Source organism: Pseudomonas sp. B14(2017), assembly GCF_002113255.1.
Lineage (GTDB): Bacteria > Pseudomonadota > Gammaproteobacteria > Pseudomonadales > Pseudomonadaceae > Aquipseudomonas > Aquipseudomonas putida_Z.
Map to the genome: position 1 here is coordinate 25,089 of NZ_NEJY01000030.1, position 11,597 is coordinate 36,685.

At 62.4% G+C, this 11,597-nt stretch carries 15 protein-coding genes; 5 read left to right on the forward strand and 10 right to left on the reverse strand.

Features of this window, described 5'->3' with window-relative positions; all coding sequences use genetic code 11:
• Entirely contained in the window at nt 1–672 is a 672-nt protein-coding gene (locus tag CAG34_RS25760) for a DNA-3-methyladenine glycosylase I (protein WP_054573186.1), read from the reverse strand.
• 4 nt (nt 673–676) lie between these two features.
• Nucleotides 677–1,501, reverse strand: coding sequence for a tRNA 2-thiocytidine(32) synthetase TtcA (gene ttcA, locus CAG34_RS25765; RefSeq protein ID WP_012270926.1), 825 nt, complete (start codon nt 1,499–1,501; stop codon nt 677–679).
• 262 nt (nt 1,502–1,763) lie between these two features.
• Between ttcA and CAG34_RS25770 the strand changes: the two genes are divergently transcribed.
• The gene (locus CAG34_RS25770) at nt 1,764–2,363 is read left to right on the forward strand and encodes a Yip1 family protein (RefSeq protein WP_012270925.1); all 600 of its coding nucleotides are present in this window, start codon (nt 1,764–1,766) and stop codon (nt 2,361–2,363) included.
• Nucleotides 2,364–2,494: 131 nt separating this feature from the next.
• Nucleotides 2,495–2,989, forward strand: a complete 495-nt coding sequence (locus tag CAG34_RS25775) for a SprT family zinc-dependent metalloprotease (protein WP_085593202.1) — start codon at nt 2,495–2,497, stop codon at nt 2,987–2,989.
• Between the two features lie 187 nt (nt 2,990–3,176).
• Here CAG34_RS25775 and fpr read toward each other — a convergent pair whose 3' ends face one another.
• On the reverse strand, nt 3,177–3,956 hold the full coding sequence (fpr, locus tag CAG34_RS25780) for a ferredoxin-NADP reductase (protein ID WP_004375483.1): 780 nt from the start codon (nt 3,954–3,956) through the stop codon (nt 3,177–3,179).
• A gap of 121 nt (nt 3,957–4,077) precedes the next feature.
• Here fpr and finR point away from each other — a divergent pair, with 121 nt between their 5' ends.
• Nucleotides 4,078–5,004, forward strand: a complete 927-nt coding sequence (gene finR / locus CAG34_RS25785; RefSeq protein WP_004375481.1) for a LysR family transcriptional regulator FinR — start codon at nt 4,078–4,080, stop codon at nt 5,002–5,004.
• On the opposite strand, the gene CAG34_RS25790 is transcribed toward finR, so the two are convergent.
• The 3 genes from CAG34_RS25790 to CAG34_RS25800 form a co-directional block, all read right to left on the reverse strand.
• A complete protein-coding gene (locus tag CAG34_RS25790) occupies nt 5,001–5,366 on the reverse strand; it encodes a diacylglycerol kinase (protein WP_025338001.1) in 366 nt (121 codons plus the stop codon). The two genes, finR and CAG34_RS25790, sit on opposite strands and share 4 nt — an antisense overlap.
• 73 nt (nt 5,367–5,439) lie before the next feature.
• Nucleotides 5,440–6,090, reverse strand: a complete 651-nt coding sequence (gene erdR / locus CAG34_RS25795) for a response regulator transcription factor ErdR (protein WP_025338000.1) — start codon at nt 6,088–6,090, stop codon at nt 5,440–5,442.
• Nucleotides 6,091–6,168: 78 nt separating this feature from the next.
• Nucleotides 6,169–6,879, reverse strand: coding sequence for a tRNA-uridine aminocarboxypropyltransferase (locus tag CAG34_RS25800; protein ID WP_075043997.1), 711 nt, complete (start codon nt 6,877–6,879; stop codon nt 6,169–6,171).
• Between the two features lie 360 nt (nt 6,880–7,239).
• On the opposite strand from CAG34_RS25800, the gene CAG34_RS25805 reads away from it, so the two are divergent.
• Entirely contained in the window at nt 7,240–7,659 is a 420-nt protein-coding gene (locus CAG34_RS25805; protein WP_085593204.1) for a quorum-sensing-regulated virulence factor family protein, read from the forward strand.
• Nucleotides 7,660–7,672: 13 nt separating this feature from the next.
• On the opposite strand, the gene CAG34_RS25810 is transcribed toward CAG34_RS25805, so the two are convergent.
• The gene (locus tag CAG34_RS25810; RefSeq protein ID WP_025337998.1) at nt 7,673–7,882 is read right to left on the reverse strand and encodes a hypothetical protein; all 210 of its coding nucleotides are present in this window, start codon (nt 7,880–7,882) and stop codon (nt 7,673–7,675) included.
• 161 nt (nt 7,883–8,043) lie between these two features.
• Between CAG34_RS25810 and CAG34_RS25815 the strand changes: the two genes are divergently transcribed.
• Nucleotides 8,044–9,162: an LOG family protein gene (locus CAG34_RS25815; protein ID WP_025337997.1), complete on the forward strand. Its 1,119-nt coding sequence runs from the start codon at nt 8,044–8,046 to the stop codon at nt 9,160–9,162.
• A 229-nt stretch (nt 9,163–9,391) separates the two neighbouring features.
• Here CAG34_RS25815 and recX read toward each other — a convergent pair whose 3' ends face one another.
• The 3 genes from recX to CAG34_RS25830 all read right to left on the reverse strand — a co-directional run bounded on the left by recX (nt 9,392) and on the right by CAG34_RS25830 (nt 11,537).
• A complete protein-coding gene (gene recX / locus CAG34_RS25820) occupies nt 9,392–9,862 on the reverse strand; it encodes a recombination regulator RecX (RefSeq protein ID WP_085593206.1) in 471 nt (156 codons plus the stop codon).
• A 21-nt stretch (nt 9,863–9,883) separates the two neighbouring features.
• Nucleotides 9,884–10,951 carry a recombinase RecA gene (recA, locus tag CAG34_RS25825; protein WP_015269214.1) on the reverse strand — a complete coding sequence of 356 codons (1,068 nt, stop codon included), beginning with the start codon at nt 10,949–10,951 and terminating at the stop codon, nt 9,884–9,886.
• A 103-nt stretch (nt 10,952–11,054) separates the two neighbouring features.
• Nucleotides 11,055–11,537, reverse strand: coding sequence for a CinA family protein (locus CAG34_RS25830; RefSeq protein WP_025337995.1), 483 nt, complete (start codon nt 11,535–11,537; stop codon nt 11,055–11,057).
• Nucleotides 11,538–11,597: the final 60 nt, after the last annotated feature.

Genomic DNA, 11,597 nt, shown 5'->3' on the forward strand with positions numbered 1-11,597 from the left:
TCAATGGTTGACGGTATGCGCCAGCATCACCGACAACTGGCACAGCGGCCGCCCACTCTCGGCATGCCACTGGTTGAACGCCTGCTGCACCAAGGCCAGGTCCCGCTGGCTGGTCGGCGGTTTGTCGATCACCTTCTGCGCAATCAACGCCGCAGCCATGTCATCGGTAGGGATGAACGTGTCCTTGCCGACCATGCGCAAGAAACGCGGTGCCGACAACCCGCCCAGCTGGTTGCCGTGCTTGGCCAGGTACTTCCACAAACCGACGATGTCGGTCACCGGCCAGTCGGCGATGAAGGCGCCGAAACTGCCCTTCTCCTTGGCCACGTCAAGAACCATCTGCGCATTGCGCGGCACGCTCTTGAGCTTGCCCAGGTGGCGGATGATGCGCTCGTCGTGCATAAGCCGCTCGAGGTGCTCGGCGCCCATCAATACCACCTTCTCCGGGTCGAAGCCGAAGAACACCTGCTCGAACGCCGGCCACTTGGCATCCACCAGGCTGTGCTTGAGCCCGGCGCGGAACACGCGCAGGGCCAAGGTCGACAGGTAGCGGTCGTCGCTGATATCACGCAGTTGCGCCGGTGTGCGCGGCTGCGGCAGGAAGGCCTCCAGGGCCTGGGCCGAGCCGAAGCGGTTCAGGCAGTACTCGTGCAACCACTGGTAATCGCGCATGGGCTCAGATGTTCAGCACGTCAAGGAAACGCGGGGTAGCGTTTTCGTCGATCTTCAGGCTGGTGAAGTCGAACAGGTTGCGGTCAGCCAGCTGCGACGGTGCCACGTTCTGCAGGGCGCGGAAGATGCTCTCGGTACGCCCCGGGTGCTTGCGCTCCCACTCCACCAGCATGTCCTTGACCACCTGGCGCTGCAGGTTTTCCTGCGAACCGCACAGGTTGCACGGGATGATCGGGAATTCCTTCATGTCCGAGTAGGCCTGGATATCCTTCTCGCTGCAGTAGGCCAGCGGGCGGATCACCACGTTGCGGCCATCGTCTGCGCGCAGCTTCGGCGGCATGCCCTTGAGCGCGCCGTTGAAGAACATGTTGAGGAAGAAGGTTTCGACGATATCGTCGCGGTGGTGCCCCAGCGCCATCTTGGTCGCGCCGATTTCGTCGGCGAAGGTGTACAGGGTGCCACGGCGCAGGCGCGAGCACAGCGAGCAGGTGGTCTTGCCCTCGGGGACCAGCTCCTTGACCACCGAGTAGGTGTCCTTCTCGACGATGTGGTACTCGACACCCAGTTCCTTGAGGTAGGCCGGCAGCACATGCTCGGGGAAACCCGGCTGCTTCTGGTCCATGTTCACCGCGACGATCTCGAACTTGATCGGTGCCACCTTCTGCAGGTGCAACAGAACGTCGAGCATGGTGTAGCTGTCCTTGCCGCCGGACAGGCAGACCATGACCTTGTCGCCATCCTCGATCATGTTGTAGTCGGTGATGGCTTCGCCGGCGAGACGACGCAGGCGTTTTTGCAGTTTGTTCTGGTTGACCGAGAGGGTGCCCATAGCGCTTGGATCCGCGAGGTGTGACAAAAGCCGGCTATTTTACGCACAAACGCGGCGGCGCTGTAGGCATTCCGATAAAGACTTCATTGTAATCAACAGCGCCTCTTACAGCGCAATTTGCTCTAAAAAGCACGGTTTATGCGGGTAACGGCTTCCTATACTGCGACATAAGGCCACATTACCGCTTGCTTCGGTGTTCGGGCCTCGGGCCGCTTGCGCTCCATCTGGGGGGCGTTTGGCAACATTGAGAGGAGTGATCGGCATGATTCATCACGTTGTGGGGCTGTTTACCCATCCCGACCAGGAATGGCGGGAAATTCGTGGCGAAGAAGAAACCATCAGCCACATGTACCTGACGCACACCCTGATCCTGGCTGCGATCCCCGCCATTTCGGCGTTCATCGGTACCACCCAGGTCGGCTGGGTGATCGGCGACCGGCCAGCGGTGATGCTGACCATGGAAAGCGCCATCTGGATGAGCATCATGTCGTACCTGGCGATGCTTGCCGGGGTAGCGGTAATGGGGGCGTTCATCCACTGGATGGCCCGCACCTACGATGCCAACCCGTCCATGGCACAGTGCATCGCCTTTGCCACCTACACCGCCACCCCGTTGTTCATCGGCGGCCTGGCGGCGCTATACCCGCACCTGTGGCTAGGCATGCTGATCGGCACCGCCGCCATCTGCTACACGGTGTACCTGCTGTACGTCGGTTTGCCGACGTTCATGAACATACCGTCCGACGAAGGCTTCCTGTTCTCCAGCTCGGTGCTGGCGGTGGGCCTTGTGGTACTGGTGGCGATCATGGCCGCCACGGTGATCATCTGGGGACTGGGCGTGGGGCCCGTCTACACCAACTAGAACAGACTCGACCAACACTGGGGCATCAACCTGGGGCCGCCGCAAGGCGGCCTCTGGCTGTGCGCTGACCGGTGGCTCGGCAGGCTGCCCGGGGTTGCGGCATAATGTCCGGTCAGGAGAACCACCCCGCCATGCCCGAGCTGCTCAGACAACGCGTCGAAACCTGTTACCAGCAAGCTGAAACCTTCTTCAAACGCACCTTCCCGCGCCCGGAAGTCAGCTTCAAGCTGCGCGGGCAAAAAGCCGGTGTCGCCCACCTGCACGAGAACCTGCTGCGCTTCAACCTGCAGCTTTACCGCGAAAACCAGGAAGACTTCCTGCGCCAGACCGTGGCTCATGAAGTGGCACACCTGGTGGCCCACCAGCTGTTCGGCGACCGCATCCAGGCCCATGGCGAGGAGTGGCAGCTGATCATGCGCGGGGTATATGAACTGCCGCCCAACCGTTGCCACAACTACGAAGTGCAACGGCGCGTGGTGACCCGCTACATCTACCGCTGCCCGTGCCCGCAAAGCGACTTCCCGTTTACCGCGCAGCGGCACAAGCTGGTGCGCCAGGGGCGGCGCTACCTGTGCAAGCGGTGTCGGGAGATATTGGTGTATAGCGGCGAGACGCGCGTGGAATAGATTGGGGTTTGCCTGTTCCGGCCTCTTCGCGGGCTTGCCCGCTCCCACAGGGACATCACAAGGCTTGAGGCCAATGATATTCCTGTGGGAGCGGGCAAGCCCGCGAAAGGGCCGGTACAGGCGATACATGAATCACAGGCACAAGAAAGGCGACCCAAGGGTCGCCTTCTTTGCATCAGCCTGCGCCTTACTTCTCGACGAAGGCACGCTCGATCAGGTAATCACCCGGCTCGCGCATGCGCGGGGAGATCTTCAGGCCGAAGCTGTCCAGTACTTCGCTGGTCTCGTCGAGCATGCTCGGGCTGCCGCAGATCATCGCGCGGTCGTCCTGCGGGTTGATCGGTGGCAGGCCGATGTCGCTGAACAGCTTGCCGCTGCGCATCAGGTCGGTCAGGCGGCCCTGGTTTTCGAACGGTTCACGAGTCACGGTCGGGTAGTAGATCAGCTTGTCGCGAACCGACTCACCGAAGAATTCGTTCTGCGGCAGGTGCTCGGTGATGAACTCGCGATAGGCCACTTCGTTCACGTAGCGCACGCCGTGCACCAGGATCACTTTCTCGAAGCGCTCGTAGGTTTCCGGGTCCTGGATGACACTCATGAACGGTGCCAGGCCAGTGCCGGTGCTCAGCAGGTACAGGTGCTTGCCCGGGTTCAGGTCGTCGAGTACCAGGGTACCGGTAGGCTTCTTGCTGATGATGATCTCGTCGCCTTCCTTCAGGTGCTGCAGCTGCGAGGTCAGCGGACCGTCCGGCACCTTGATGCTGAAGAACTCCAGGTGCTCTTCCCAGTTCGGCGAAGCGATGGAATAGGCGCGCATGAGCGGACGGCCGCTTTCTTGTTGCAGGCCGATCATCACGAACTGACCGTTCTCGAAGCGCAGGCCCGGGTCGCGGGTGCACTTGAAGCTGAACAGGGTGTCGTTCCAGTGGTGCACACTGAGGACACGTTCGTGGTTCATGTTGCTCATTTAATGGGGCTCCTGAAGAAAGACGCGGCGCGCGCAAGACGCGCAGTTGCGCGATAGTTTAGGGGCAGCGACAATATCTGTTAACTGGATTATCAAGATATGTGTTATCGGTTATATCGATATGCGATTTACACTTCGTCAGCTGCAAGTCTTCGTTGCCGTGGCCCAGCACCAGAGCGTTTCGCGCGCCGCCAGTGTGCTGGCCCTGTCGCAGTCGGCCGCCAGCACCTCGATCACCGAGCTTGAGCGCCAATCCAGCTGCCAGCTGTTCGACCGCGCCGGCAAGCGTCTGAGCCTCAACGCCCTGGGCCAGCAACTGTTGCCGCAGGCCGTGGCCCTGCTCGACCAGGCCAAGGAAATCGAAGACCTGCTCAACGGCAAGTCCGGTTTCGGCTCGCTGGCGGTCGGCGCCACGCTGACCATCGGCAACTACCTGGCCACCCTGCTGATCGGCAGCTTCATGCAGGTGCACCCGGAAAGCCAGGTGAAGCTGCATGTGCAGAACACTGCGCATATCGTGCAACAGGTGGCGCATTACGAAATTGATCTGGGTCTGATCGAAGGCGATTGCAACCACCCGGACCTGGAAGTGCAGCCCTGGGTCGAGGACGAGCTGGTGGTATTCTGCGCGCCGCAGCACCCGCTGGCCAAGCTGGGCCGTGCCGATGTACAGACCTTGTCCCAGGAAGCGTGGATCCTGCGCGAACAGGGCTCGGGCACGCGCCTGACCTTCGACCAGGCCATGCGCCACCACCGCACCAACCTCAACATCCGCCTGGAGCTGGAACACACCGAAGCGATCAAGCGCGCGGTGGAGTCGGGCCTGGGCATCGGCTGCATCTCGCGCCTGGCCCTGCGTGACGCCTTCCGCCGCGGCAGTCTGGTAGCGGTAGAAACCCCGGAGCTGGACCTGATGCGCCAGTTCTACTTCATCTGGCACAAACAGAAGTACCAGACCTCGGCCATGCGCGAATTTCTCGAACTGTGCCGCAACTTCACTGCGGGCTTCACCCGCAGTGACGAGATCGTGTTGCCACCGATCGCTTAAAGCAGGATCACACCCCACACCAGCGCCACCATGGTCAGTGCCACCAGTTGCGCGGCGCTGCCCATGTCCTTGGCGTTTTTCGACAGTGGGTGGCGCTCCAGCGAAATGCGGTCGATGGCTGCTTCCACCGCCGAATTGAACAGTTCGACGATCAGGCCCAACAGGCACACGGCGATCATGATCGCCCGCTCCGCACGGCTGACCGGCAGCCAGAAGGCGACCGGGACCAACAGCACGTTGAGCAGCACCAGCTGGCGGAACGCGGCCTCGCCCTTGAAGGCGGCGCGCAGGCCGTCCAGCGAATAGCCGGCGGCGTTGAGGATACGTTTGAGGCCGGTCTGGCCCTTGAATGGCGATGTCATGTGAGTCACTTCACAACGGAAAGGCCAGCAGACTAGACCGGCACGGGTCAAAAAAGCGTGAAGCCACGCGCACTCAGCTGCTGGCAACCGATTCAAGTTGTTGCAGCAACAACGCCGCCTGGGTGCGGGTACGCACACCCAGCTTGCGGAAGATCGCGGTCACGTGGGCCTTGATGGTCGCTTCCGACACGTTCAGCTCATAGGCGATCTGCTTGTTCAGCAAGCCTTCGCAGACCATGGTCAGCACGCGGAACTGCTGCGGCGTGAGGCTGGCAAGGCCTTCGCTGGCGGCCTTGGCCTCGGCCGAGACATCGACCTTTTCGAACGCCTGCGGCGGCCACCAGACCTCGCCGTCGAGCACCTTGCGCACCGCATCCTGGATCACTTCCAGGGTGCTGGACTTGGGAATGAAGCCACTGGCGCCAAACTCGCGGGACTTGACCACCACTGCGGCCTCTTCCTGCGCCGATACCATCACCACGGGGATCTGCGGGTATTGCCCGCGCAGCAGCACCAGCCCGGAAAAACCGTAGGCACCCGGCATGTTCAAGTCCAGCAACACCAGGTCCCAGTCGGCTTTTTCGCTCAGACGGGTTTCCAGTTCGGCAATGCTGGCGACTTCAACCAGGCGTACATCCGGGCCCAGGCCGAGGGTAACGGCCTGGCGCAAGGCGCCACGGAACAGCGGGTGGTCATCGGCAATCAGGATTTCGTAAGTGGCCATCGATCTGGGGATCCTGTTCTGTGTCGGGCACTCGGGTAAGGGTCATTATGAACCAAAGCAGGGGTTGTGCCCCTTGGACTATAGGAAGGTATGCAAACGCTGGTGGGTGTCGTCCTGCTCGTCCAGCGGCAGGCGCCGCTTGCCGCTCAGGTAATGCAGGCTGAACACATCCAGGTAGGCGTCCAGTGCCTGCGAGGCCTGGGTATCGCCGGCCAGGTCCAGGCACATGGCGGCGACTTCCGCGGTGCAGAAGTGATCGTCGCGCTTGGAGCGGCGCAGGCGGTAGCGGGACATCTGCTCGGCCTGCAGGCTCAACACCGGGAAGCGGTCAAGGTACGGGCTTTTGCGGAACATCTTGCGCGCTTCGGTCCAGGTGGCATCCAGCAGGATGAACAGCGGGCGCTTGCCCGGCTCGCGCACTACCTCGCTGACCACCCGCTCCTGGGCAACGAATTCGCCAGGGAAGACGATGTAGGGCTGCCAATGCGGATCGCCCAGCAACGCCAGCAAGCGTTCGTCGACCGAAGTGCGCAGCCAGCCGAAGGCCGAGGTGTCCTCGATCAGGTCGGCGATCAGCCAGCCGGTATTGGTGGGCTTCAGCGGCTCGGTGTCATGCATCAGCAGGCACACGCCGGACTCGGCCTGCACCCGCGGCTTCCAGGCGCACAGGCAATGAGTGGCGATGACCCGGCAATCGGGGCAGCGCTCGGCACGCGAACCACGGGCGATGAAGGGCTTGTTGCTGCGGGCCAGGCGTTCGGCGCGCAGGCGCGCTACCGCATGGCTCATGTCGGCAGGCCTCTGGTCAGGTTGGGAATGGACACAAGGATGACTCGGAAAAAACTAAGGGCGCCAGTCTACCAGAACAGGGGGCAATTGCTGTGCAGGTGGCGGCGCGGTCCTTATAATCGCTGTTTTTACCGTACCCCCAGCCGCGCCAGCGCGCTTCTGGGGCTGCTGCGCAGCCCATCGCCGGCAAGCCAGCTCCCACCTCGACCGCATTGCACCAGACCATGTGCAATCCCTGTGGGAGCTGGCTTGCCGGCGATGGGCCGCACTGCGGCCCCAATTGCAGCCACCGTGCGGTTTTCACGGAACGCCGTCGACCCGCGCATGTCAAAGCGCCAGTCATTGAACCAGGAGAGATTCATGCTGCGCCGTATCGTCCCCGCCCTGAGCCTGTTGCTCGCCCTGCCCCTGGCAGCCCAGGCGGCTTCCAAGCAGGAATACGACCTGAACAACACGCTGCAGAAGGTTGCCAAAGAGAGCAGTGTCGGCACCCCGCGAGCCATCAACGAGGACATCCTCGACCAGGGTTACACCGTGGAGGGCAAGGCACTGGTCAACCACCTGAGCGTGCGCCAGGACCATGCCGAGCGCATGCAGGCCAACCCCGAACAGGTACGCAGCCAGCTGGGTGACAGCGTCTGCCGCAACAGCGGTTTCCGCAACCTGATGTCCAAAGGCGCGGTCATGGTCTACCGCTTCACGGTCTACAAGACCAACCAGCCGATCATGGACCAGGCGTTCGACAATGCCAGCTGCGTGGCCGGCAACAAGAAGAAGTAACCAACTTCGATCGCTACGCCTTCTCGTCTTCACGGGCGCGCCAGCGCCCTTCAGCGGCATCGGCGCGCATCTCTGCCAGCAGCGCCTGCAAGTAGCGCGACTGGCATTCCAGCCCCGACAGCCTGCGCCGGCACTCGGCTTCCAGGCTCAGGTGATGCACCTGGGCCGCATTCTCCAGCTGCTGGTAAAGCTGCCGGTCCACTTCGATGATCAAGCGATGCATACCGCCACCTCCTGCATCGACACGTTTCGCTTTACCCAGTTAACCAAACCCGCATCCCCCGTGGCTGCATGCCGACGGGCGGCTGTGCCGAACCCTCCGGCACAATTGAGCGCAAGGGTCTAGATTGAGGTCAGAGGTATTGGTGCAGAAGGAGACGTTGCATGCCTTACCAATCGAGTGAACTGCTGTTCAGCCACTTCCGCGACAACAACATCGACCTGAGCAACATCGACGCACAACTGCAACTGGTGGCACCGAACAGCCCCAACCTGCCGCTGTACCGCGACATGATGCTGACCATCCTGCGCATGGCCCATGACGACACCGACCGCTGGAGCGCGAAGATCACCCTGCAGGCCCTGCGCGAACTGGACCATTCGTTCCGCACCCTGGAACGCTACAAGGGCCGGCGCAAGGTGACCGTGTTCGGCTCGGCGCGCACTCCGCTGGAGCACCCGATGTACGCCCTGGCCCGCGAACTGGGCGCAACCCTGGCACGCTCCGACCTGATGGTCATCACCGGTGCCGGCGGCGGCATCATGGCAGCTGCCCACGAAGGCGCCGGCAGCGACCACAGCCTGGGGTTCAACATCACCCTGCCCTTCGAACAACATGCCAACCCCACGGTGGACGGCACCGACAAGCTGCTGCCGTTCCATTTCTTCTTCATCCGCAAGCTTTTCTTCGTCAAGGAGGCCGATGCCCTGGTGCTGTGCCCGGGTGGTTTCGGCACTCTGGATGAAGCGCTGGAGGTGCTGACCCTGATCCAGACCGGCAAGAGCCCGCTGGTACCGGTGGTGCTGCTGGATTCGCCAGGTGGCAGCTTCTGGCGCGACTGCCTGGACTTCATCAGCCGCCAACTGGAGGAAAACCGCTACATCCTGCCCAGCGACCTGAAACTGCTGCGCCTGGTGCACAGCGCTGACGAGGCAGTGGAAGAAATCAACCAGTTCTACAGCAACTACCACTCCAGCCGCTGGCTGAAGAGCCAGTTCGTGATCCGCATGCATCACCCGCTCAGCGAGGCGGCGCTGTATGACATCCAGGAAGGCTTTGCCGACTTGCGCCTGAGTGGCAAGTATCACCAGCAACCTGACAGCAGTGCCGAGCACGAAGTGGGCAACTTCAGCCACCTGACCCGTTTGTCATTTGCCTTCAATGGCCGGGACCAGGGCAGGCTGCGCGAGCTGGTGGACTTCATCAACCTGCCGGAGAACTGGGCCAAGCCGCAGCCCATGCATACCACGCAGCGGGCCAGGGAGGCGTTGAAGGTCAGTTGATTGTCGAACAAATTTCCAAAGCGCGCCGCGCAACCTGTGGGAGCGGCGTTGCCGGCACTCGCGGGTAAACCCTAATGCCGGTCAGATAACGTTTGCCGGCTGGATTGGGGCTGCTTTGCAGCCCTTCGCGGGCTTGCCCGCTCCCACAGGGACCGCGCATTTTCTGAACCTTGCACCAAACCTGTGGGAGCGGGCAAGCCCGCGAAGGGCCGCAAAGCGGCCCCAGTCTTCAGTAGTCGTCGATATCCCGCCCACTGAGCAGGCGGCCGATCATGTCCATGGGGAAACCCCGGTAAGCCAGAAACCGGGTCTGTTGGGCACGGCTGCGGGGATCTTGCGGGCGCTGCCCGGCAAACTTGCGCTGCCATACGTCACGCATGCGCTCGCCCCAGTCCACCTCGCTCTCGCGTAGCGCCTGCTCGATATCAGCACGCGCCAAACCGCGCTGGCCTAGCTCTTCGCGAATACGCGCAGGGCCGTAGCCGGAGCTGGAACGGTATCGGATGAAACTTTCGAGGTAACGGGCTTCGCTAAGCAGCCCTTCTTCGGTGAGCCGGTCGAGTTCAGGCTCGATCAGCTCGTCCGAAGCGCCGCGCTGACGCAACTTGCGCGTCAGCTCGACGCGACCGTGCTCACGTCGCGCGAGCAGGTCCATGGCTGTCCGCCGAATGGCGACGGGGGTGTCGAGTACGGCGGACATGTTCGGCTATCTACCGCGCAATCAATAACCGGCGTCAGCGTCGGCCATATCATCGGCATCGGCTTCGGCAGCAGCAGCCTTACCAGCAGCTGCAACAGCACCAGAGGTCAGCAGCTTCTCGCGAATCTGCTTCTCGATCTCGGCACCAATAGCCGGGTTCTCAGCCAGGTACTTGGCAGCGTTTGCCTTGCCTTGACCGATCTTGTTGCCCTGGTAGGCGTACCAGGCACCGGACTTCTCGACCAGGCCTTGGGAAACACCCAGGTCAATGATCTCACCGTTACGGTAGATACCCTTGCCGTAGAGGATCTGGAACTCGGCCTGACGGAATGGCGGAGAAACCTTGTTCTTGACGATCTTGACGCGGGTTTCGCTACCGACCACCTCGTCGCCTTCCTTGACTGCGCCGGTACGGCGGATATCCAGACGCACCGAGGCGTAGAACTTCAGGGCGTTACCACCGGTGGTGGTTTCCGGGCTGCCGAACATCACGCCAATCTTCATACGGATCTGGTTGATGAAGATGACCAGGCAGTTGGCGTTCTTGATGTTACCGGTGATCTTGCGCAGCGCCTGGGACATCAGGCGCGCCTGCAGGCCCACGTGCATGTCGCCCATCTCGCCTTCGATCTCGGCCTTCGGTACCAGAGCAGCCACGGAGTCGACGATGATCACGTCAACAGCGTTGGAACGCACCAGCATGTCGGTGATTTCCAGGGCCTGTTCGCCGGTGTCCGGCTGCGAAACCAGCAGGTCGTCGACGTTGACGCCCAGCTTGCCGGCGTACTCGGGGTCGAGGGCGTGTTCGGCGTCGACGAAGGCGCAGGTGGCGCCGTTTTTCTGGGCTTCAGCGATGACCGACAGGGTCAGCGTGGTCTTACCCGACGATTCCGGGCCGTAGATCTCGACGATACGGCCTTTTGGCAGGCCGCCGATGCCCAGGGCAATGTCCAGGCCCAGCGAGCCGGTGGAGATGGCAGGGATAGCCTGGCGCTCGTGGTCGCCCATGCGCATGACGGCGCCCTTGCCGAATTGGCGTTCGATCTGACCCAGGGCCGCAGCCAAGGCGCGCTTCTTGTTGTCGTCCATTGAAATCCTCACGTGTTCGACTTGGCCCTGACGGCCGGAATACCTGTATAAGTAGCCAGTATTATTCCACAGGCAAGCGCCCGCGCAAACCCCTGTCGTCGATTTACTCGGCACCAAGCTGTAACAAGCCGTCTAACGCGGCGATCACCGTCTGTCGGCGCACCGCCTCGCGGTCGCCGTCAAACTGGCGCCGCTCGCTGAACACATGGTTGCCGTCGCCCCAGGCCAGCCACACGGTGCCCACCGGTTTGGCCGGCGAACCACCGTCCGGACCGGCCACGCCGCTCACCGCCACGGCAAAGCGCGCGCCGCTGGCGGCCTGGGCGCCGCGGACCATCGCTTCGACCACTTCCTGGCTGACCGCGCCAACCTGGCCGAACAACGCCGCGGGCACTCCCAGTTGACGGGTTTTCTGGGTGTTGGAATAGGTCACGTACCCAGCCTCGAACCAGGCCGAGCTGCCGGGCACGCGGGTGATGGCCTCGGCGATGCCGCCACCGGTGCAGGATTCGGCGGTGGTCACCTGCGCGTTGAAGCGGCGCAGGTGTTCACCCAGGCGGGTGGCAAGCGTGGTGATCGGGTCCATGGGGGGCTCCTTGAGGGCTGGACTCTACCCTAGCATTTTGGGGAGGGGATGGGGGTCGAG

Excerpts from the sequence above, each read along its gene's own strand:
- CAG34_RS25760 (WP_054573186.1), bottom strand. The coding sequence starts at position 672 with ATGCGCGATTACCAGTGGTTGCACGAGTACTGCCTGAACCGCTTCGGC.
- ttcA (WP_012270926.1), bottom strand. The coding sequence starts at position 1,501 with ATGGGCACCCTCTCGGTCAACCAGAACAAACTGCAAAAACGCCTGCGT.
- CAG34_RS25770 (WP_012270925.1), top strand. The coding sequence starts at position 1,764 with ATGATTCATCACGTTGTGGGGCTGTTTACCCATCCCGACCAGGAATGG.
- CAG34_RS25775 (WP_085593202.1), top strand. The coding sequence starts at position 2,495 with ATGCCCGAGCTGCTCAGACAACGCGTCGAAACCTGTTACCAGCAAGCT.
- fpr (WP_004375483.1), bottom strand. The coding sequence starts at position 3,956 with ATGAGCAACATGAACCACGAACGTGTCCTCAGTGTGCACCACTGGAAC.
- finR (WP_004375481.1), top strand. The coding sequence starts at position 4,078 with ATGCGATTTACACTTCGTCAGCTGCAAGTCTTCGTTGCCGTGGCCCAG.
- CAG34_RS25790 (WP_025338001.1), bottom strand. The coding sequence starts at position 5,366 with ATGACATCGCCATTCAAGGGCCAGACCGGCCTCAAACGTATCCTCAAC.
- erdR (WP_025338000.1), bottom strand. The coding sequence starts at position 6,090 with ATGGCCACTTACGAAATCCTGATTGCCGATGACCACCCGCTGTTCCGT.
- CAG34_RS25800 (WP_075043997.1), bottom strand. The coding sequence starts at position 6,879 with ATGAGCCATGCGGTAGCGCGCCTGCGCGCCGAACGCCTGGCCCGCAGC.
- CAG34_RS25805 (WP_085593204.1), top strand. The coding sequence starts at position 7,240 with ATGCTGCGCCGTATCGTCCCCGCCCTGAGCCTGTTGCTCGCCCTGCCC.
- CAG34_RS25810 (WP_025337998.1), bottom strand. The coding sequence starts at position 7,882 with ATGCATCGCTTGATCATCGAAGTGGACCGGCAGCTTTACCAGCAGCTG.
- CAG34_RS25815 (WP_025337997.1), top strand. The coding sequence starts at position 8,044 with ATGCCTTACCAATCGAGTGAACTGCTGTTCAGCCACTTCCGCGACAAC.
- recX (WP_085593206.1), bottom strand. The coding sequence starts at position 9,862 with ATGTCCGCCGTACTCGACACCCCCGTCGCCATTCGGCGGACAGCCATG.
- recA (WP_015269214.1), bottom strand. The coding sequence starts at position 10,951 with ATGGACGACAACAAGAAGCGCGCCTTGGCTGCGGCCCTGGGTCAGATC.
- CAG34_RS25830 (WP_025337995.1), bottom strand. The coding sequence starts at position 11,537 with ATGGACCCGATCACCACGCTTGCCACCCGCCTGGGTGAACACCTGCGC.